The organism is Streptomyces sp. NPDC031049 (assembly GCF_055571015.1).
In genome coordinates, this window is the sequence record NZ_JBVIGC010000005.1 from 197,910 (window position 1) to 217,365 (window position 19,456).

Consider the following 19,456-nt stretch of genomic DNA (forward strand, 5'->3'; position numbering starts at 1 on the left):
AAGAGCCCTTCACCCAACGCTTGTTGAGTAGTCATGCGTGGCCAATTCTCTACCCGCCGGTAAGCCATAGGCTCAACCCATGCGCCGAGCAAAGATCGTCTGCACTCTTGGGCCCGCCACCGATTCGTACGACCAGATCAAGGCACTGGTCGACGCCGGAATGGACGTCGCCCGCTTCAACCTCAGCCACGGCGGCCACGCCGAACACGAGGAGCGTTACCAGCGCGTCCGCAAGGCCTCCGACGAGACCGGCCGCAGCGTCGGTGTCCTCGCCGACCTTCAAGGCCCGAAGATCAGACTCGGCCGCTTCACCGAAGGACCCGTACTCCTCGAACGCGGCGACACCTTCACCATCACCGTCGAGGAAGGCGCCGAAGGCGACCGCGAGCAGTGCGGCACCACCTACGCCGGACTCGCCGCCGACGTCACCCCCGGCGAGCGCGTCCTCGTCGACGACGGCAAGGTCTGCCTGGAGGTCACCGAGGTCGACGGGCCCCGGGTCCGCACCACGGTGATCGAGGGCGGCATGGTCTCCGACCACAAGGGCCTCAACCTCCCCGGCGTCGCCGTCTCCGTCCCCGCGCTCTCCAAGAAGGACGAGGACGACCTGCGCTGGGCCCTGCGCACCGGCTTCGACGTGATCGCCCTGTCCTTCGTCCGCACCGGCTGCGACATCCAGGACGTCCACCGCATCATGGACGAGGAAGGCCGCCGCCTCCCCGTCATCGCCAAGATCGAGAAGCCCCAGGCCGTCCAGAACATCGAGGACATCGTCGCCGCCTTCGACGGCATCATGGTCGCGCGCGGCGACCTGGGCGTCGAAATGCCCCTCGAACAGGTGCCCATCGTCCAGAAACGCGCCATCAAGCTCGCCAAGCGCAACGCCAAACCGGTCATCGTCGCCACCCAGATGCTCGACTCGATGATCGACAACTCCCGGCCGACCCGCGCCGAGGCCTCCGACGTGGCCAACGCCGTGCTCGACGGCACCGACGCCGTGATGCTCTCCGGCGAGACGAGCGTCGGCAAGCACGCCGTCGACACCGTCCGCACGATGTCCCGCATCGTGGCGGCGGCCGAGGAGGACCTGCTGGCCGCGGGCCTGCCCCCGCTCACCGAACGCAACAAGCCCCGCACCCAGGGCGGCGCCGTCGCTCGCGCGGCGGCGGAGATCGGCGACTTCCTCGGCGCGCGGTTCCTGATCGCCTTCACCCAGTCCGGCGACACGGCCCGGCGCCTGTCCCGCTACCGCTCACCCATCCCGCTGCTCGCCTTCACCCCCGAACCCGCGACCCGCTCCCAGCTCAACCTCACCTGGGGCGTGGAGACGTTCCTCGGCCCGCACGTCGACTCCACCGACGCCATGGTCCGCCAGGTCGACGAACTGCTGACCCGCTACGGCCGCTGCGAAAAGGGCGACGTGGTGATCATCACGGCCGGCTCCCCACCAGGAGTGTCGGGTACGACGAACCTGGTCCACGTACACCGCATCGGCGAGAGCTGATCACTTCTTCACGCGCGAGGAGCGACCTTGGAATAGAAGGAAAAGTGCCCCGGGTCGGATTCGAACCGACACTGTATGGGTTTTGAATCCATTGCCTGCTGCCAATTGGGCTACCGGGGCTCGCAGAATCGAAGGTTTCCCCTGACCCTCCGCGCGTCCACCATACCGCAGCTAGGTAGGCTCTTGTCAGCATCACCCTGCCCCGGACAAGGAGCCCACGTGACCGCCCCCGAGTCGCCCCAGCCCGTAGACGTGCCCGATGACGACAAGTCGCACGTGCCTCCGCTGACGACCCGTGTCGTCATCGCCGAGGACGAGGCGCTGATCCGGCTCGATCTGAAAGAGATGCTGGAGGAGGAGGGGTACACCGTCGTCGGTGAGGCCGGCGACGGCGAGCAGGCGGTGGAGCTGGCCCGGGAGCACCGGCCCGACCTGGTGATCCTCGACGTGAAGATGCCCAAGCTCGACGGCATCTCCGCGGCCGAGAAGATCGCCGAGGAGCGCATCGCCCCGGTGTTGATGCTGACCGCGTTCTCGCAGCGCGACCTCGTGGAGCGGGCGCGGGACGCGGGGGCCATGGCGTACCTCGTGAAGCCGTTCAGCAAGAGCGACGTCGTCCCGGCGATCGAGATGGCCGTCTCGCGGTTCACGGAGCTGAAGGAGCTGGAGAAGGAGGTCGCCGACCTTTCCCAGCGGCTGGAGACGCGCAAGCTGGTCGATCGGGCGAAGTCCGTCCTCCAGACCGAGTACGGGCTGACCGAGCCGGCCGCGTTCCGCTGGATCCAGAAGACGTCGATGGACCGCCGGATGTCGATGCAGCAGGTGGCGCAGGCCGTCATCGACGACGCCGAGGAGAAGAAGGCGTCCAAGGGCTGAGGTCCTCGTCCCGCACGGGTGGCTCGGTGGGGAACGGTGTTGCGGATGACCGTACGGCAGTCGGCCGCCGCCTCCGGGGAGGCGGCGGCCGGTGTGTGCCCGGTGGGCGGAGGTCAGTCCTCGCCGAGGTAGGCCTTGCGGACGGACTCGTCGTGCAGCAGGTCCTGGCCGGTGCCGGACAGGACGATGGTGCCGACCTCCATGACGTGCCCGTGGTCGGCGAGCGAGAGGGCCGCCTGGGCGTTCTGCTCGACGAGCAGGATGGTGGTGCCCTGGGCCTTGAGCTCGGCGATGGTCGCCATGATCTTCTGCATCATGATCGGCGACAGGCCCATGGAGGGCTCGTCGAGCATGAGCAGCTTGGGCTGGGACATCAGCGCCCGTCCCATGGCGAGCATCTGCTGCTCGCCGCCGGACAGGGTGCCCGCGGCCTGTTTGCGCCGCTCGCCCAGGATGGGGAACAGGTCGTAGGCGCGCTGGATGTCCTTCTCGATGCCCGGCTTGTCGTTGCGCAGGAAGGCGCCGAGGCGCAGGTTGTCCTCGATGGTCATGCGCGGGAAGATGTGCCGGCCCTCGGGGGAGTGGGCGAGCCCGAGCGACACGATCTGGTGGGCGGGGATCTTCTTCAGGGACTTGCCGTCGAACCTGATCTGCCCGCCGGCCGGCGTCAGCAGGCCGGAGAGCGTGCGCAGGGTCGTGGTCTTCCCGGCGCCGTTGGTGCCGATGAGGGTGACGACCTCGCCGGCGTCGACGCTGAAGGTGATGCCCTTGACGGCCTCGATCTTGCCGTAGGCGACGCGGAGGTCCTCGACCTCGAGCAGGGCGGTCATCGGTCGTTCTCCTTGCCGGCCGCGGTGTCCTCGGGGGCGTCTGCGTGTGCCTCGGCGGCCTCCACTTCGGCGGCCTCCGCGGCGCCGGGGTCGTCGGCGAGGGGTTCGCCGAGGTAGGCGGCGATGACGCGTTCGTCGCCCTGGACGGTGGCCGGGTCGCCTTCGACGAGCTTTTTGCCCTGGACGAGGACGGCGACGCGGTCGCAGAGGTTGAAGATGAACCGCATGTCGTGCTCGATGACGAGGACGGCGATGCCCTGGTCGCGAATGGCGAAGACGAGTTCCTCGGTGGCGCGGGTCTCCTGCGGGTTCATGCCGGCGGTCGGCTCGTCGAGGAGGAGGAGACCGGGTTCGCTGGCGAGGGCGCGGGCGATCTCGAGCTTGCGCTGTTCGCCGTAGGGGAGGTTGCGGGCGAGGTGTTCGGCCTTGGCGGCGAGGCCGACGAAGTCGAGCAGTTCCATGGCGCGTTCCCGGGAGGCCGCCTCGGCCTTGTGGAATCCGGGGCCGCGGAGCAGCGCCGACCAGAGGCCTTCCTTGGTCCGGGTGTGGCGGCCGACGAGGACGTTCTCCAGGACCGTCATGTTGCCGAAGAGACGGATGTTCTGGAAGGTGCGGGCGATGCCGGCTGCCGTGACCTTGAAGGACTTCGACGGCAGGACGCGTCCGCGGTAGCGGACTTCGCCCTCGGTGGGGATGTACAGGCCGGTGAGGCAGTTGAAGAAGGTCGTCTTGCCGGCGCCGTTGGGGCCGATGAGGCCGACGATCTCACCGTTGTTGACGGTGAGGTCGACGCCGCTGACGGCGGTGAGGCCGCCGAAGCGCATGGTCACGCCGCGGGCGTCGAGGACGGTCTCGCCGGGGGTGGCGCCGGTGGCGGCGCTCGTGGTGGTGGTGTCGGTAGTCATCGTGGTCAGGCCCCTGCCTTGCTGAGGACTGTGGGCGCTTCGGCCTCTTCGTGGAATTCGAGCTGGCGCCGCCGGTTCGGGATGAGGCCTTCCGGACGGAAGCGCATCAGCAGCACGAGCGCGAGGCCGAAGGCGAAGAGCTGGTAGTCGCCGAGGAACTGGAGCTTGGCGGGGATGAGGTAGAGCAGGGCCGCGCCGACGAGGGGTCCGCTGATGGTGCCCATGCCGCCGAGGACGACCGCGGCGAGCAGGAAGGCGCTGTTGGGTGGCACCACGTGGGCGAACTGGTACTGCTCGGGGGTGACGGTGTAGGTGACGTGGGCCTGGACGGTGCCGGCGAGTCCGGCGAGGGTGGCGCCGAGGGCGAAGGCGATGAGCTTGACCCGGAAGCCGTTGATGCCCATGGCGCGGGCGGCTGTCTCGTCCTCGCGGATGGCGACCCAGGCGCGGCCGATGCGGGAGTCGCTGCTGCGCCGGAAGACGATCACGACGACGAGGGTGATCAGGAGCATCAGCAGGAAGTAGTTGGCGAAGCGGCCGATGGTGAAGCCCGCGATGCTGTGTTCCTGGCCGAAGTTGAACCCGAGGATCTCCAGGTTGGGGATGGAGGAGATGCCGTTGGAGCCGTTGGTGATGTCGGGTCCGGAGGTGCCGTCCATGTTGAGCACGGCGATGCGGAAGATCTCGCCGAAGCCGAGGGTGACGATGGCGAGGTAGTCGCCGCGCAGTCGCAGGGTCGGGGCGCCGATGAGGACGCCGAAGACCATGGCGACGGCGGCGCCGAGGAGGGCGGAGGCCCAGAACGGCAGCTGGACATCGAAGGGGCTGGAGGGGGAGCCGGAGACCATGGCGGCGGTGTAGGCGCCGACGCCGAGGAAGGCGACGTATCCGAGGTCGAGGAGTCCGGCGAGGCCGACGACGACGTTCAGTCCGAGGGCGACGGTGGCGAAGATGAGGATGTAGACGCCGATGGTGGCGTACTGGTCGTCGGACTGGGTGAAGGGGAACGCGGCGGCCGCGGCGAACGCGCCGATCATCGTGACGTTGCGGTGCTTGGCGGTGATGGCGGAGACCCGGCCGACGAGCCCGGCCTTGGCGAGTGCGGCGAAGCCGAAGCCGGCGGTGATGAGGAAGCCGATGAACAGTTCGTCGTACTCGGTGCCGATGCCGTAGGTGAAGACGGTGAGGCCGACGGCGAGGGCGGCGACGATGATCAGGATCTCGACGTAGGAGGGGAGGCTGCGGGCGGGCGCCGGGGGTCGGGTGGCGAGGGTGGACTTGGCCAGGGCCCGGATGTGGCGGCCGGTGCGGCGCAGTCGTTCCTGGGCGCTCTCGTCGGGGTCGGCGGGCTCGGTCTCGGGCCGCTGGACCGGCAGGGAGAGCGCGCCGAGGAGCGCGAGGAGGGTGGCGATGCCCGCGATCCAGCCACCGGGTTCGAGGTTGACGATTCCGCCGAGTTTGGCGCTGATGGCGATGATCGTGTACCAGGCGGTGGCGAAGGTGCCGGTGGCGGCGAGGGTGAGGGCGGCGCCGGCCCCCGCGGGGGTGAGCGCGCGCAGGCCCTTGACGCCGTAGGTGGCGAGGCCGAGGAGGGTGGTGAGGGCGCCGCCGATGAGGACGAGCACCTGGAGGCCGCCGGGGTAGCCGTAGACGGTGAGGTCGCCGGGGAACCGGGCGGTCCAGGTCCAGGCCAGGAAGGTGGAGACGACGGTGAGGGCGCCGCCGCCGGTGGCCAGGGCGCGGCCGGTGTTCTCCGGCAGGCCGACGAGTCCCCGGGGGGTGTCGGCGGCGGGGGTGCTGGGGGTCTTCTCTGTGGTGGTCTGTGTGGTCATCGGTGTCACGCCCTGTCCGCGACGCGCTCGCCGAGCAGGCCCTGCGGCCTGAAGAGGAGCACGAGGATGAGGAGTACGAACGCCCAGACGTCGGCCCAGGACTGGCTGCCGAACTGGTCCATGCCGGGGATGTCGGAGATGTAGGCGGTGGACAGGGCTTCGGCCACGCCGAGGACGAGGCCGCCGAGCATGGCGCCGTAGATGTTGCCGATGCCGCCGAGGACGGCGGCGGTGAATGCCTTCAGGCCGAGGATGAAGCCCATGCGGAAGTCGATCTGGCCGTACTTCAGGCCGTAGGCGACACCGCCGACCGCGGCGAAGACGGCACCGAGGGCGAAGGCGACCACGATGATGCGGTCGGTGTTGATGCCCATGAGCTTGGCCGTGTCGGGGTCCTGGGCGGTGGCCTGCATGCCGCGGCCGGTGCGGGTGCGCATGACGAAGTAGGCGAGGATCGCCATGCTGATCGGGGCGGCGCAGAAGAGGAAGACGTCGCCGGTCTGGATGGTGACCGAGCCGATCTCGAAGGGGCCGCCGGGGATGCTGGGGAAGGTCCGGGCCGACTTGGCCTCGGGGTACCAGGCCCATACCGCCTGCTGGAGGGCGAGGGAGAGGCCGATGGCGGTGATCAGGGGGGCGAGGCGGGGTGCGCCGCGCAACGGCCGGTAGGCGAATCGTTCCGCTCCGACCGCCACGGTGGCGGCGACGAGCATGGCCCCGATGAGCATCAGGGGCAGGGCGATCAGCATGGAGGTGCCGTCGGGCAGGATGTACACGTAGACCGTCAGCGCGCCGAAGGCGCCGGTCATGAAGATCTCGCCGTGGGCGAAGTTGATGAGCTGGACGATGCCATAGACCATCGTGTAGCCGATGGCGACCAGCCCGTACATGGATCCCAGTAGCAGGCCGTTGACCAGCTGCTGCGGCAGTTCGTTCACCGCATGTCCTCCGAGACGTCCGGAAAAAGTTCGACGGATGGGGCCGGATGCGAGTCCGCGCGGGGCGCCTGTGGTGCGGCGCCCCGCGCGGCTCGTGGTGGTGCGGTGGTGTCAGCCGGTGTAGGTGCCGGACTTCACGGCCTTCCAGTCGCCGTTCTCGACGGCGTAGACGGTGAGCTGCTTGTTGGTGGCGTCACCGAACTCGTCGAAGGCGACCTTGCCGGTGACTCCGTCGAAGGAGACGTTCTGCATGGCCTCGGTGACCTTCGCGCGGGCGTCGTCGGGGAGCTTGCCGCCGTTGTCCTCGACGACCTTCTTGACGGCCTCGATGACGGCCCAGGCGGAGTCGTAGGAGTAGCCGCCGTAGGCTTCGTAGGCCTCCTTGTAGCCCTCGGCCTTGTAGTTCGCGACGAACTCCTTGGCGGAGGGCAGTTCCTCGACGGGCGCGCCGACGGAGGTGGCGAGGTCGCCCGTGCCGCTGGCGCCGGCGAGCTTGATGAAGTCGGCGCTGTAGATGCCGTCGCCGCCGACGAGCGGGATCTTGGCGCCGGCGGCCTTGATCTGCTTGCTGAGCGGGCCGGCCTGCGGGTACTCGCCGCCGTAGTAGACGACGTCCGCGCCGGAGTTCTTGACCTTGGTGGCCACCGTGGAGAAGTCCTTGGTGTCCGGGTTGATGTGCTCGGTGCCCACCACCTGGCCGCCGAGCTTCTTGAACTCCTCGGTGAAGGTGGCGGCGAGGCCGGCGCCGTAGGTCTTCTTGTCGTCGATGACGAAGACCTTGCGCTTCTTGGAGTCGTTGTAGAGGTACTGGGCGGCGAACGGGCCCTGGATGGCGTCCGTGGTGGCGGTGCGGAAGTACGACTTGTACGGGCGGACCTTTTCCGTCTGCCACTTCGTGCCCTGGGTGAGGGAGGGGTTGGTGTTGGCCGGCGAGACCTGGACCAGCTTGGCGTCGTCGAAGACCTTCTGCATGGACTCGCCGACGGAGGAGTTCAGCGGGCCGACCACGCCGAGGACGTCGTCGTTGGCCACCAGCTTGGTGGCGTTCTGCTGGCCGGAGGAGGGCTGCGCCTGGTCGTCGAGGGCTTCGATCTTGAAGGTGACGCCCTCGACGTACTTCTCCTTGTTGGCGGTCTTGGCCGCCAGGTCCACGGAGTTCTTGATGCCGAGGCCCAGTGCGGACAGGTCGCCGGTCAGCGGAGCGTCGACACCGATGACCACGGTGGTGCCGCCGCCGTTTCCGGAGTCGGAGCCGCCGCCGCCATTGTCGTCGCGCGAGCCGCAGGCGGTGAGGGTGAGCGCTCCCGCCGCCAGAGCGGCGGTGATGGCGATGAGCGAACGTTGACGCACGATCAGTCCTTTCCCCTGGCACAGCCGTGTCCCCGTGGAGACGGCCGAGTCGAGCGCTGGGCGGGTATGACAATCCGACGGGCGCGGTGACTGGCCGTGACTCTAAGCGTGTGTGGGGAACGTGGAGGAGAGTCTGACCGAGGCTGTGACGCTCTTGTTATGACACGGGGTAATGCAGAGCGGTACTCGGTGGGAAGAAGGGCGGAATTACGGCTGATTCGCCCGGTCCACATACTGAGAACCCGCAGGACCCGCGGGGCGCGTTCAGGTGTCTCAAGGGTTTTGCTGATTACCCGGAATCGTTGTCGCATGCGACCCGTACGGCCTTGGTCAGCTGCTGGGCATAGCGGCGGCCGAGAATGAAACTGTGATCTTCCATTGCGCGTTTATTACGCAGTGTTACATCCAGGAAAGGGAGTCCGACGTTCCGCGGCACTTTTCCGCATTCCGTCACGCGCATGGTGATCGTGATCTTGCGAGGGGAATCGGCCGTTGTCCGGAAAGGCACCCCGGGCGCCGATGTGAGGGAAAGGCCGGGGTAGGGCTGGGCGAGCCGGGTCACGGTCACGGGCGGACCGGACGCGACGCTCAGCCGCAGCGTGAAGGCGAAGGTCCTCGGCGGCGCGCCCGGGGGCACGGGCGCCGCGTCCAGGTAGGCGAGCCGGACGACCTGGGAGGGGTGCGGCGGTGGGGGCGTCGGTGCCGGCCGGGGCCGGGTCGCGTACAGATAGCCGCTGCCGGCCAGGACGGCACCCGCCGCCGCGGCCGCGAGAACGGCGCGGCGGTGCCGCCGGCAGAAGGCGACGAGGCGGGTGGGAGGTGGACCGTCCGCCGTATACGGGCCGTTGCCCGTATGCGGGCCGTCGTCCGGGGCGTCCCACGCGTGCGTGCCCTCGCCCGGTTCCACGGGGCCGATGCCGCTCACTGCCACGGGCCGGTGCTCGGGCCGCCGTCCCGGTGGGCGCGGGCACACTCCGCGCGGGCACGGCGGTCGATCAACTCCTCGGCGGCCCGGCGTCCCTGACGTTCCCTCACCGGCCGTGCGGCGTCGAGGATCTCGCGCAGGATGTCGTACTGCCGGTTGGACAGCCCCAGGGACTGGTAGTCGCCGTAGGAGTCGCCGTCGAGCAGTTCGCGTGACCGGTCGCCGACGATCGCCGCGCACAGGTCGGCGGGCGGGGTGGGCGGTGCAGCGGCCGTGGTCGCGGGGGCGGTGGAGCCGTCGGCGTCGGGGGCGGACGGGGTGGCGCGGGCGCCGGTGGAAGCGGGGCCGCCGCTTGCGGAGTTGCCGCAGCCGGTCGCCGGCACACCGGTCAGCAGGAGCAGTCCGAACCCGAGCGCGGTCACCCCCGGCCAGGGGGCGCTGAGCCGTCCCATGCCCCGACGCTAAGGCGCCGGGGGACCGGGGGCAATGGGCGGGTCACCGGCCGGAGCCGGTCTCCCTTCAGCCGGCGGCGCCCGTCTGGGCGGCGTCGGCGGGGGCGTCACGCAGCAGACAGGTCAGCCGGGCGCTGCACACCCGCCGGTCCTTCTCGTCGCTGATCACGATCTCGTACGTCGCCGTCGACCGGCCCCGGTGCACCGGCGTGGCCACGCCGGTCACCATCCCGGAGCGGACCCCGCGGTGGTGGGTGCAGTTCAGGTCGACACCGACGGCGATCTTGGAGGGGCCGCCGTGCAGCATCGAGCCCACCGAGCCGAGCGTCTCGGCCAGCACCGCGGAGGCGCCGCCGTGCAGCAGCCCGTACGGCTGGGTGTTGCCCTCGACCGGCATGGTGCCGACGACGCGCTCGGCCGACGCCTCCAGGATCTGGACGCCCATGCGCGCTCCCAGGTGCCCGGCGGAGAACAGGGCGGGCAGGTCCACGCCGAGCGTGGCGTACTCGTCGATGACCTCCTGCGGGAACTTCACGCTCTGCTGCTCGCCCATGGGCTCCGGCTCCGTTCGTCGTTCGTCGTTCGTGCGCCTCGGATCGGCGGGCCGGTACGGCCCCGACCTCGACTGAGCAAACGCTCAGTCGGTCGCCGATTGTTCCAGACGGACGACGACGGACTTGCTGGCCGGGGTGTTGCTGGTGTCCGCGGTGGCGTCCAGCGGCACGAGCACGTTGGTCTCCGGGTAGTACGCGGCGGCGCAGCCGCGGGCCGTGGGGTAGTGCACGACGCGGAAACCCGGGGCCCGCCGCTCCACGCCGTCCCGCCACTCGCCGACCAGATCGACGTAGGAGCCGTCCCGGACGCCGAGCCGCCGGGCGTCCTCCGGGTTCACCAGGACCACCCGGCGGCCGTCGGTGATGCCGCGGTAGCGGTCGTCCAGGCCGTAGATCGTGGTGTTGTACTGGTCGTGCGAGCGCAGCGTCTGGAGCAGCAGCCGGCCCTCGGGCAGCTCGGGGTACTCCACCGGGGCGGCGGTGAAGTTCGCCTTGCCGGTGGCGGTCGGGAAGCGTCGCTCGTCGCGCGGGGCGTGCGGCAGGGCGAAGCCTCCGGGGCGGGCCACCCGGGCGTTGAAGTCCTCGAAACCGGGCACCACGCGCGCGATGCGGTCACGGATCGCCGCGTAGTCGTTCTCGAACTCCTCCCACGGCGTGGCGCTGGCCTCGCCCAGCACCCGGCGCGCCAGCCGGCACACGATGGCCGGCTCCGACAGCAGGTGCCGGCTCGCGGGCTCCAGGCGTCCCCGGGAGGCGTGCACCATGCCCATGGAGTCCTCGACGGTGACGAACTGCTCGCCGCTCGCCCGGACGTCACGCTCGGTGCGGCCGAGGGTGGGCAGGATCAGCGCACGCGCGCCCGTGACGGTGTGCGAGCGGTTCAGCTTCGTCGACACGTGCACGGTCAGGCGGGCGCGGCGCATCGCGGCCTCCGTGACCTGCGTGTCGGGGGAGGCCGCGACGAAGTTGCCGCCCATGGCGAAGAAGACCTTCGCCTCGCCGTCGCGCAGCGCGCGGATGGCCCGCACCACGTCGTAGCCGGGCTCGCGCGGGGGCGCGAAGCCGAACTCCCTCTCCAGGGCGTCCAGGAAGGCGGGCGCGGGCCGCTCGAAGATGCCCATCGTGCGGTCGCCCTGCACGTTGGAGTGGCCGCGCACCGGGCAGACGCCCGCGCCGGGCCGGCCGATGTTGCCGCGCAGCAGCAGGAAGTTGACGATCTCGCGGATCGTGGGCACCGCGTGCTTGTGCTGGGTGAGGCCCATCGCCCAGCACACGATGGTGCGCCGCGACGCGAGGACCATGCGCAGGGCCTCCTCGATCTCCGCGCGCGTGAGACCGGTCGCCCGGAGCGTCTCGTCCCAGTCGGCGGTCCGCGCGGCGGCGGCGAACTCCTCGTAGCCATGGGTGTGCTCACGGACGAAGGCCTCGTCGACCGCGCCCCCGGTCTCCACGATCAGCTTGTTCAGCAGCCGGAACAGGGCCTGGTCGCCGCCGATGCGGATCTGCAGGAACAGGTCGGTGAGGGCGGCGCCTGCGGTCATGCCCCGGACGGTCTGCGGGTTCCTGAACCGCTCCAGGCCGGCCTCGGGCAGCGGGTTGACGCTGATGATCCGCGCGCCGTTCCGCTTCGCCTTCTCCAGCGCGGAGAGCATGCGCGGGTGGTTGGTGCCGGGGTTCTGCCCGGCGACGACGATCAGGTCGGCCCGGTGGAGGTCCTCCAGGAGAACGCTGCCCTTGCCGACGCCGATCGTCTCGGACAGCGCCGAGCCGGACGACTCGTGGCACATGTTGGAGCAGTCCGGCAGGTTGTTGGTGCCCAGCTCGCGCGCGAAGAGCTGGTAGAGGAAGGCCGCCTCGTTGCTGGTGCGCCCGGAGGTGTAGAAGACGGCCTCGTCGGGGGAGGAGAGGGCGGCGATCTCCTCGGCGACGATGTCGAAGGCGCGCTCCCAGGTGACCGGCTCGTAGTGCGTGCCTCCCTCCGGGAGGTACACGGGGTGGGTGAGGCGGCCCTGCTGGCCGAGCCAGTAGCCGCTGCGGTCCGCGAGGTCGGCGACGGAGTGCGCCGCGAAGAACTCCGGGGTGACCCGGCGCAGGGTGGCCTCCTCGGCCACGGCCTTCGCGCCGTTCTCGCAGAATTCCGCCGTGTGCCGGTGGTCCGGCTCCGGCCAGGCGCAGCCGGGGCAGTCGAAGCCGTCCTTCTGGTTGACGCTCAGCAGGGTCAGCGCCGTGCGCCTGACGCCCATCTGCCGCTGGGCGGCGCGCAGGGTGTGGCCGATCGCCGGCAGGCCCGCCGCCGCGTGCTTCGGCCCGGCGACCCGCGGCGCGTCCTGGACCGGGTCACTCTTGGGCGGCTTGGCGGCCATGGCGCACTCCCCTTCGCGTCCACGTGTGAGGTACGTCTCCGATCCTCGCACGGGCCACCGACATCGAAGGGGGCCGGGCCGTCGGGCGGTGTCGAAGGGGGCCGGGCGGCGCGGGCGGGGCCGGCTGTCAGTGGCACGTGGCAGGATCGGGGGCGTGGCAGAGACAGCATCGAAGAAGACCGACACCCCCACCGGCGGCAGCCGTCCGCGCCTGATGCTCATGGACGGGCACTCGCTGGCCTACCGCGCGTTCTTCGCGCTGCCCGCGGAGAATTTCACGACCGCGACCGGCCAGCCGACCAACGCGATCTACGGCTTCGCCTCGATGCTGGCCAACACCCTGCGTGACGAGGCGCCCACGCACTTCGCGGTCGCCTTCGACGTCTCCCGCAAGACCTGGCGCTCCGAGCGGTTCACGGAGTACAAGGCGAACCGCTCCAAGACCCCGGACGAGTTCAAGGGCCAGGTCGAGCTGATCGGCGAGTTGCTCGACGCGATGCACGTCCAGCGCTTCGCCGTCGAGGGGTACGAGGCGGACGACGTCATCGCCACCCTCGCCACCCAGGCCGAGGCCGAGGGCTTCGAGGTGCTGATCGTCACCGGCGACCGGGACTCCTTCCAGCTGGTCAGCGAGCACACCACGGTGCTGTATCCGACCAAGGGCGTCTCCGAGCTGACCCGGTTCACACCGGAGAAGGTCTTCGAGAAGTACGGACTGACCCCCGCCCAGTACCCCGACTTCGCGGCGCTGCGCGGCGACCCGTCCGACAACCTGCCGGGCATCCCCGGCGTCGGCGAGAAGACGGCCGCGAAGTGGATCAACCAGTTCGGGTCGTTCGCCGACCTGGTCGAGCGGGTCGACGAGGTCAAGGGCAAGGCCGGGCAGAACCTCCGCGACCACCTGGAGTCCGTCAAGCTCAACCGCCTGCTGACCGAGCTGGAGCGGCGGGTCGAGCTGCCGAAGGCGGTCACCGACCTGGAGCGCACCGCGTACGACCGCAAGGGCGTCGCGATGATCCTGGACACCCTGGAGATCCGAAACCCCTCGCTGCGCGAGCGCCTCTTCGCCGTCGACCCCGGCGCCGAGGAGGCCGAGGCGACACCGGTCGTCACCGACGGTGTGGAGCTGGACGGCTCGGTGCTGCACACCGGCGAGCTGGCCGGCTGGCTCGCCGAGCACGCCGGCCAGGTCCTCGGCGTCGCCACCGTCGACACCTGGGCGCTCGGCGCGGGCTCGGTCGCCGAGGTCGCGCTCGCCGCGCCCGACGGCAAGGCCGCCTGGTTCGACCCCTCCCAGCTGGACGAGGCCGACGAGTCGGCGTGGGCGTCCTGGCTGGCCGACGCGGACCGGCCCAAGATCTTCCACAATGCCAAGGGCGCGATGCGCGTCTTCGCCGAGCACGGCTGGCGCATCGAGGGCGTCACGATGGACACCGCCCTCGGCGCCTACCTCGTCAAGCCGGGCCGCCGCTCCTTCGACCTGGACGCGCTGTCCCTGGAGTACCTGCACCGCGAGCTGGCCCCCGCCGCCGCGGCCGACGGCCAGCTCGCCTTCGGCGCGGACGACGGCGCCGAGGCCGAGGCGCTGATGGTGCAGGCCCGCGCGGTCCTCGACCTGGGCGAGGCCTTCGAGGGCCGGCTCCAGGAGGTCGGCGCCGCGGACCTGCTGCGCGACATGGAGCTGCCGACGTCGGCGCTCCTTGCCCGCATGGAGCGGCACGGCATCGCGGCCGACCGGGAGCACCTCCAGGCCATGGAGCAGATGTTCGCGGGCGCGGTGCAGCAGGCCATGAAGGAGGCCCACGCGGCGGCCGGACGGGAGTTCAACCTGGGCTCGCCCAAGCAGCTCCAGGAGGTCCTCTTCGGCGAGCTGAACCTGCCGAAGACCAAGAAGACCAAGACCGGCTACACCACGGACGCCGACGCCCTGGCATGGCTGGCCACCCAGACGGACAACGAGCTGCCGGTGATCATGCTCCGTCACCGTGAGCAGGCCAAGCTCCGCGTCACCGTCGAGGGCCTGATCAAGACGATCGCGGCCGACGGCCGGATCCACACCACGTTCAACCAGACGGTCGCCGCGACCGGCCGTCTGTCGTCCACGGACCCGAACCTCCAGAACATCCCGGTCCGCACCGACGAGGGCCGCGCGATCCGCCGCGGCTTCGTGGTCGGCGAGGGCTTCGAGTCCCTGATGACGGCGGACTACAGCCAGATCGAGCTGCGCGTGATGGCGCACCTCTCCGAGGACGAGGGCCTGATCGAGGCGTTCACCTCCGGCGAGGACCTGCACACCACGGCCGCCGCCCAGGTGTTCTCCGTCGAGCCCGGCGCGGTCGACGCGGAGATGCGCCGCAAGATCAAGGCGATGTCGTACGGCCTGGCGTACGGGTTGTCGGCCTTCGGCCTCTCCCAGCAGCTGGGCATCGAGGCGGCCGAGGCCCGCGGCCTGATGGACGCCTACTTCGAGCGGTTCGGCGGCGTGCGGGACTATCTGCGCCGGGTCGTGGACGAGGCGCGGGCGACGGGGTACACGGCCACGCTCTTCGGCCGTCGCCGCTACCTGCCCGACCTCAACAGCGACAACCGCCAGCGCCGCGAGGCCGCGGAGCGGATGGCCCTGAACGCGCCCATCCAGGGCACGGCGGCGGACATCGTGAAGATCGCCATGCTCAACGTGGACAAGGCGCTCCGCGAGGCCGGCCTCACCTCCCGCATGCTCCTCCAGGTCCACGACGAGATCGTCCTGGAGATCGCCCCCGGCGAGCGCGCCGCGGCCGAGGAACTGGTCCGCCGCGAGATGGCCTCCGCGGTGAGCCTCAGGGTCCCCCTGGGCGTCTCGGTGGGCTCGGGCCCCGACTGGGAATCGGCAGCCCACTAACCCGACACCGACCGAACCCTGGGGACGGACCGCTCCCGCCCCCAGGGTGCCGCCTCGGGCTCCCGCGGCATCGGGGGCCGGCAACCACACCCACCCCCGGTTCCCGGACCCCGGTCCCTGGTCCTTGCGCCCCGGACCCCGGTCCCTGGGCACCGGCCACCCCGACCCTGGGCCCCGGTCCCTGCGCCTCGTTCCCGGGCCCCAGGCCCCCGGGCCCTGGCCACCCGGACCTGGTCCCTCCTAGCGCCGCCCGCAGAAGAATCCGCCGCGACGGCGACCGGCCCCCGCGGCGCGGTCCGGCGGTGCCGAACTCACCGCATCCCATGCCCGACCAGCTGCGCCGGCCCGACCACTGCGATCCTTCGGCACCTCAACCCCGGCCCCGGCACCTCGCCCCACTCCACCCCACTCCACCCCACTCCACTCCACCCCACTTCGCTCCACCCCCGCCCCAAGCCCAACCACCGCGGCCACCCCCAAAGGAACAGACCCCACCAACCGCCCCGAACCCCCACACCCCGCCCAGAAAAACGCGCCTCACCCGCCTGACCCCCGGAGGGACCCGTCACCCGCGTGGCCCCCGCGGAAAAGCCCCCGCGCGCCTTCTGCCGTGAGGATGCGGGCATGGGTATACGCATGCTCCACCACCGGACGGCACCGCCGCGGGCCGGCGGAGACGGACCCGCCTGCGTGCCACTCCCGCCGGTCCCGGCCTTCTCGCCGGCCGCGAGTTCCGCCCGCATCCCCGCCACGATCGCCACGGCCGTGCGCCAGGTGACGGCGGACCTCCGCAGCAGACTCGCCCGCCGGGACGGGACCCCCACCTCACCCGGCAACGGCGACGCGCCCGCCTGGCGCCTGTGGGCCGACCTGGCCCGCGGCTACCTGGCGCTGGCCCTCACGCTGCTGCCGCGACCACGCCCCGCCCACACCTTCACCGTGTTCGTCGCCACCGCCGACATCGTCAGCGCGCGATCGCCCGGTCCGGCTCCGCACCAGCGCCGTCCGGGGCGCCGGTCACCGGGACCGGACGCCGCACCCTGACCACGACGGCGTACAACAGCAGTCCGGGGACGAGCCCGGCACCCGCCCCGAAGCACACCGTCGGGATCAGTTCCCACGGCTTTGCGACCGGCCCCCAGTGGTCCCACCACCGCGTGGCCCGGTGCACCGCCCCGGCCAGCACACAGCCGCCGAGCACCGCACCGGCCCACCACCGGTCCCGGGCGGACAGCACCGGAACGCCCACCGGCCCGGCCGCAGGAGGCATCCGCCGCAGCGCCCGTGCCAGGAACACGGCGATCACGATCGCGGCCACCGCCGAACCGCCGTACTGGAGGTACCAGTAGAGCGGTGAGCCGGCGACCTCCCGCCCCAGCACCGGAAACACCCGCATCCCCCAGCGGTCCAGATGGGTGAACGCGTCCCAGACCACGTGCGTCAGCGCACCCAGCACCGCCGACACGTACCACCACCCCGCCAGGGACGGCCGCACGCGCGCGTGCGGCACACCGCACCGCAGGAGCGCCGCCACCCGCCCCTGCCGGGCCCGCGGCAGCAGCGCCACCACCGGCTCGCGGACCAGCAGCCACACCCCCACCAGAACCCAGGCGAGGAGCACGTCGAGGGTGAACACCCCCGGGAACGCGTGCGTGAAGTCCCCGAACTCCATCGCCCCGGACACCACACTTGCCGCGTAGTAGGTCATGTCGGGCGCCAGGGAGCCCGCCACGAGCACGGACGGCACCAGACGTCCGCGCCCGGTGCCCTCCCCGCGGACGGCGGGCAGCACGGCAGCCGCATGACTGAGTGTGAAGGGCAACAGGGCTCCTGCTGGCGGGGAATCGACCGGACCGGCGACCTACGTGGCCAACCGGTGAAAATCGGGCGTGAACGGCTCCCGGTGCAAAGGAAGTTGTCGTAGGGTCGCCTGCGACACCGCACCGGTCGAACTGGCGAACGCCGCACCGGGTGATACTACGGGGCAACCAGCGGCGCCCGCCGATCGTCACACCATGGCGAGCACGGCCCGGTGAGCGCGACACGGTGAGCACGGCACGACGAGCACGACAGGCACCACCGACGAGCACGACGTGACGAGCGGAACGGACTGAGAAGGACGCGCAGCGTCCATGGGAGGGGTTCACTCTATGGCGGCGCAATTCGGCAGGAGGCTGCGCAAGGGCGCGGTGACCACCACCGTGGCGGCGGTCGCGGTCGCGGCCCTGTCCGCGTCCCAGGCTCCCGACGTCGCGACGGACGCCAGCGGCAGACGGACCACCGCCGACGTCACGCCGTCACCCGACACCGACCCCGAGGCCAGCGCCACCGGCAACTCCCCGTACTACACGGACCTTCCGCCGCTCGACAGCCCGAAGCCGTCGCCGACCGTCGGCACCCCCGTCTCCAAGGGCCCCGCGGAGGCCGGCATCCCGGCGACCGTCCTCGACGCCTACAAGAAGGCCGAGGCGGCCCTGCGTTCGGCCAAGCCGGGCTGCAACCTGCCCTGGCAACTCCTCGCCGCCATCGGCAAGGTGGAGTCCGGGCACGCCCGCGGCGGCCGGGTGAGCGCCGACGGCACCACCACCAGCCGGATCATCGGCCCCCAGCTCGACGGCAACGGCTTCGCCCTCATCAGGGACACCGACGACGGCGTCCACGACGGCAACAGCAGCTACGACAACGCCGTCGGCCCCATGCAGTTCATCCCGTCCACCTGGGCGTGGTCCGCCCGCGACGGCAACGGCGACGGCAAGGAAGACCCGAACAACGTCTACGACGCCGCGCTCGCCGCCGGCCACTACCTGTGCCGCAACGGCTGGGACCTGTCCGTACAGGCCGACCTCAAGCAGGCGATCCTCAGCTACAACAACTCGCAGGACTACCTGCACACGGTCCTGTCCTGGCTGGACTACTACCGCAAGGGCAGCCACGAGATCCCCGACGGCACCGGCTCCGTGCCCGTGGGCCGCAGCGACGACCGCACCGGTCGCGGTTCCGGCGGGGCCGGCTCGTCCCCCGACCCCAAGCCCGGCCGCTCCAAGCCCGCCACACCGCCCAAGGACACCGCCCCGCCCAGCAGGCCCGGCGGCAACGGAAGCGGCAGCGACGGCGGCACCGGCTCGCAGCGGCCCACGCCTCCCACCCCGCCGCCGTCGACCGGGACCCCCGACCCCACGCCGCCCAGCCCCACACCGCCCACCCCCACCGACATGGTGGACCACCTGGAGAACGCCGGCACCGGCAGGCTCACCGCGATGGCGGGCGACACGTTCGCCGAGCGGATCACCGCCCGCGCGGAGACCGCGGCCGGCAAGGCCGTCGCCAAGGTGCGGGTCCGGTTCACCGTCGTCGGCGACACCGACGCCACGTTCGCCGGCGGCGAGCGCGTCGCCACGGTCGTCACCGGGACCTCCGGCGTGGCCACCGCGCCGGCGCTGCGGGCGGGCGAGCAGACCGGCGCCTTCACCGTCCGCGCCACCCTCGTCGGCCGGCCGGGCGTCCCCGCCCTCGTCCACAAGGCCGCCGTCACCGAGCGCGCCGCCGACTCCGTCACCCGGACCGACGACACCCCGCTCACCTGCACGCCGGGCGGCGCGTTCGCCGAGCGGGTCCGGGTGAAGGCCACGTACAAGGGCGCCGCCGCCGACGGGGTCGCGGTCACCGCCACGCTCGTCAAGTCGGTGCTCGACCCGGCCACGAACGACAAGGGCCCCTACTTCAAGGACGCCGACGGCAAGCCCGTACGCACCCTCACGGGCCTGAAGACCGACGCCGACGGCCTGCTGACCCTGCCCGAGCTGTACGCGGACGGCACCAGCGGCACCTTCACGCTCCGCATCAGCACGGCGGGCGGCGCCACACTCAACGTGCCGCTGACCGTCAAGGCCGAGGAGGGGTCCACCACCGAGCCGTCCCCCGGCTCGTCCGACTCGTCCGACTCGACCGAGCCGTCGGCCTCGCCCGGCACGTCGCCGTCGGGTGAGCCGTCGAGCGGCTCCACGCCCGGCGCGTAGCACGGACACGGCCCCGGTACGACATCGGCG

15 protein-coding genes and 1 tRNA gene are annotated in these 19,456 nt (G+C 71.2%); 5 read left to right on the plus strand and 11 right to left on the minus strand.

Annotated features, from left to right (window positions below):
* Positions 1-79 precede the first annotated feature (79 nt).
* A complete protein-coding gene (gene pyk / locus ACZ45Q_RS10785; protein ID WP_468258012.1) occupies positions 80-1,504 on the plus strand; it encodes a pyruvate kinase in 1,425 nt (474 codons plus the stop codon).
* Positions 1,505-1,549: 45 nt separating this feature from the next.
* On the opposite strand, the gene ACZ45Q_RS10790 is transcribed toward pyk, so the two are convergent.
* Positions 1,550-1,624: transfer RNA gene (locus ACZ45Q_RS10790), tRNA-Leu, on the minus strand.
* 99 nt (positions 1,625-1,723) lie between these two features.
* Here ACZ45Q_RS10790 and ACZ45Q_RS10795 point away from each other — a divergent pair.
* On the plus strand, positions 1,724-2,380 hold the full coding sequence (locus ACZ45Q_RS10795) for an ANTAR domain-containing response regulator (protein ID WP_468258015.1): 657 nt from the start codon (positions 1,724-1,726) through the stop codon (positions 2,378-2,380).
* Between the two features lie 113 nt (positions 2,381-2,493).
* Here ACZ45Q_RS10795 and ACZ45Q_RS10800 read toward each other — a convergent pair whose 3' ends face one another.
* From ACZ45Q_RS10800 to ACZ45Q_RS10840, 9 genes are all read right to left on the minus strand, one after another.
* A complete protein-coding gene (locus tag ACZ45Q_RS10800; protein ID WP_468258017.1) occupies positions 2,494-3,210 on the minus strand; it encodes an ABC transporter ATP-binding protein in 717 nt (238 codons plus the stop codon).
* Complete coding sequence (locus ACZ45Q_RS10805) at positions 3,207-4,115, minus strand: ABC transporter ATP-binding protein (RefSeq protein WP_468258020.1); 909 nt, start codon at positions 4,113-4,115, stop codon at positions 3,207-3,209. Before ACZ45Q_RS10805 ends, ACZ45Q_RS10800 begins: the two co-directional genes overlap by 4 nt.
* 5 nt (positions 4,116-4,120) lie before the next feature.
* The gene (locus ACZ45Q_RS10810) at positions 4,121-5,947 is read right to left on the minus strand and encodes a branched-chain amino acid ABC transporter permease (RefSeq protein WP_468258023.1); all 1,827 of its coding nucleotides are present in this window, start codon (positions 5,945-5,947) and stop codon (positions 4,121-4,123) included.
* 5 nt (positions 5,948-5,952) lie between these two features.
* Positions 5,953-6,885, minus strand: a complete 933-nt coding sequence (locus tag ACZ45Q_RS10815; RefSeq protein WP_468258026.1) for a branched-chain amino acid ABC transporter permease — start codon at positions 6,883-6,885, stop codon at positions 5,953-5,955.
* A 111-nt stretch (positions 6,886-6,996) separates the two neighbouring features.
* Positions 6,997-8,235 carry a branched-chain amino acid ABC transporter substrate-binding protein gene (locus ACZ45Q_RS10820; RefSeq protein WP_468258029.1) on the minus strand — a complete coding sequence of 413 codons (1,239 nt, stop codon included), beginning with the start codon at positions 8,233-8,235 and terminating at the stop codon, positions 6,997-6,999.
* A gap of 289 nt (positions 8,236-8,524) precedes the next feature.
* Positions 8,525-9,160, minus strand: coding sequence for a Tat pathway signal sequence domain protein (locus tag ACZ45Q_RS10825; RefSeq protein WP_468258590.1), 636 nt, complete (start codon positions 9,158-9,160; stop codon positions 8,525-8,527).
* The gene (locus ACZ45Q_RS10830) at positions 9,157-9,612 is read right to left on the minus strand and encodes a hypothetical protein (protein ID WP_468258031.1); all 456 of its coding nucleotides are present in this window, start codon (positions 9,610-9,612) and stop codon (positions 9,157-9,159) included. The genes ACZ45Q_RS10825 and ACZ45Q_RS10830 overlap by 4 nt, the downstream gene beginning before the upstream one ends.
* A gap of 67 nt (positions 9,613-9,679) precedes the next feature.
* On the minus strand, positions 9,680-10,165 hold the full coding sequence (locus tag ACZ45Q_RS10835) for a PaaI family thioesterase (protein ID WP_468258033.1): 486 nt from the start codon (positions 10,163-10,165) through the stop codon (positions 9,680-9,682).
* An 84-nt stretch (positions 10,166-10,249) separates the two neighbouring features.
* Entirely contained in the window at positions 10,250-12,529 is a 2,280-nt protein-coding gene (locus ACZ45Q_RS10840; RefSeq protein ID WP_468258036.1) for an FdhF/YdeP family oxidoreductase, read from the minus strand.
* 154 nt (positions 12,530-12,683) lie between these two features.
* Between ACZ45Q_RS10840 and polA the strand changes: the two genes are divergently transcribed.
* Entirely contained in the window at positions 12,684-15,410 is a 2,727-nt protein-coding gene (polA, locus tag ACZ45Q_RS10845; protein WP_468258038.1) for a DNA polymerase I, read from the plus strand.
* A gap of 624 nt (positions 15,411-16,034) precedes the next feature.
* On the plus strand, positions 16,035-16,454 hold the full coding sequence (locus ACZ45Q_RS10850; RefSeq protein ID WP_468258040.1) for a hypothetical protein: 420 nt from the start codon (positions 16,035-16,037) through the stop codon (positions 16,452-16,454).
* Here the strand turns inward: ACZ45Q_RS10850 and ACZ45Q_RS10855 are convergent.
* Positions 16,375-17,232, minus strand: coding sequence for a DUF4184 family protein (locus ACZ45Q_RS10855; RefSeq protein WP_468258043.1), 858 nt, complete (start codon positions 17,230-17,232; stop codon positions 16,375-16,377). The two genes, ACZ45Q_RS10850 and ACZ45Q_RS10855, sit on opposite strands and share 80 nt — an antisense overlap.
* 328 nt (positions 17,233-17,560) lie before the next feature.
* Between ACZ45Q_RS10855 and ACZ45Q_RS10860 the strand changes: the two genes are divergently transcribed.
* Positions 17,561-19,426 (plus strand): lytic transglycosylase domain-containing protein, encoded by a 1,866-nt coding sequence (locus ACZ45Q_RS10860; RefSeq protein ID WP_468258046.1) that lies wholly within the window; start codon positions 17,561-17,563, stop codon positions 19,424-19,426.
* Positions 19,427-19,456 lie beyond the last annotated feature (30 nt).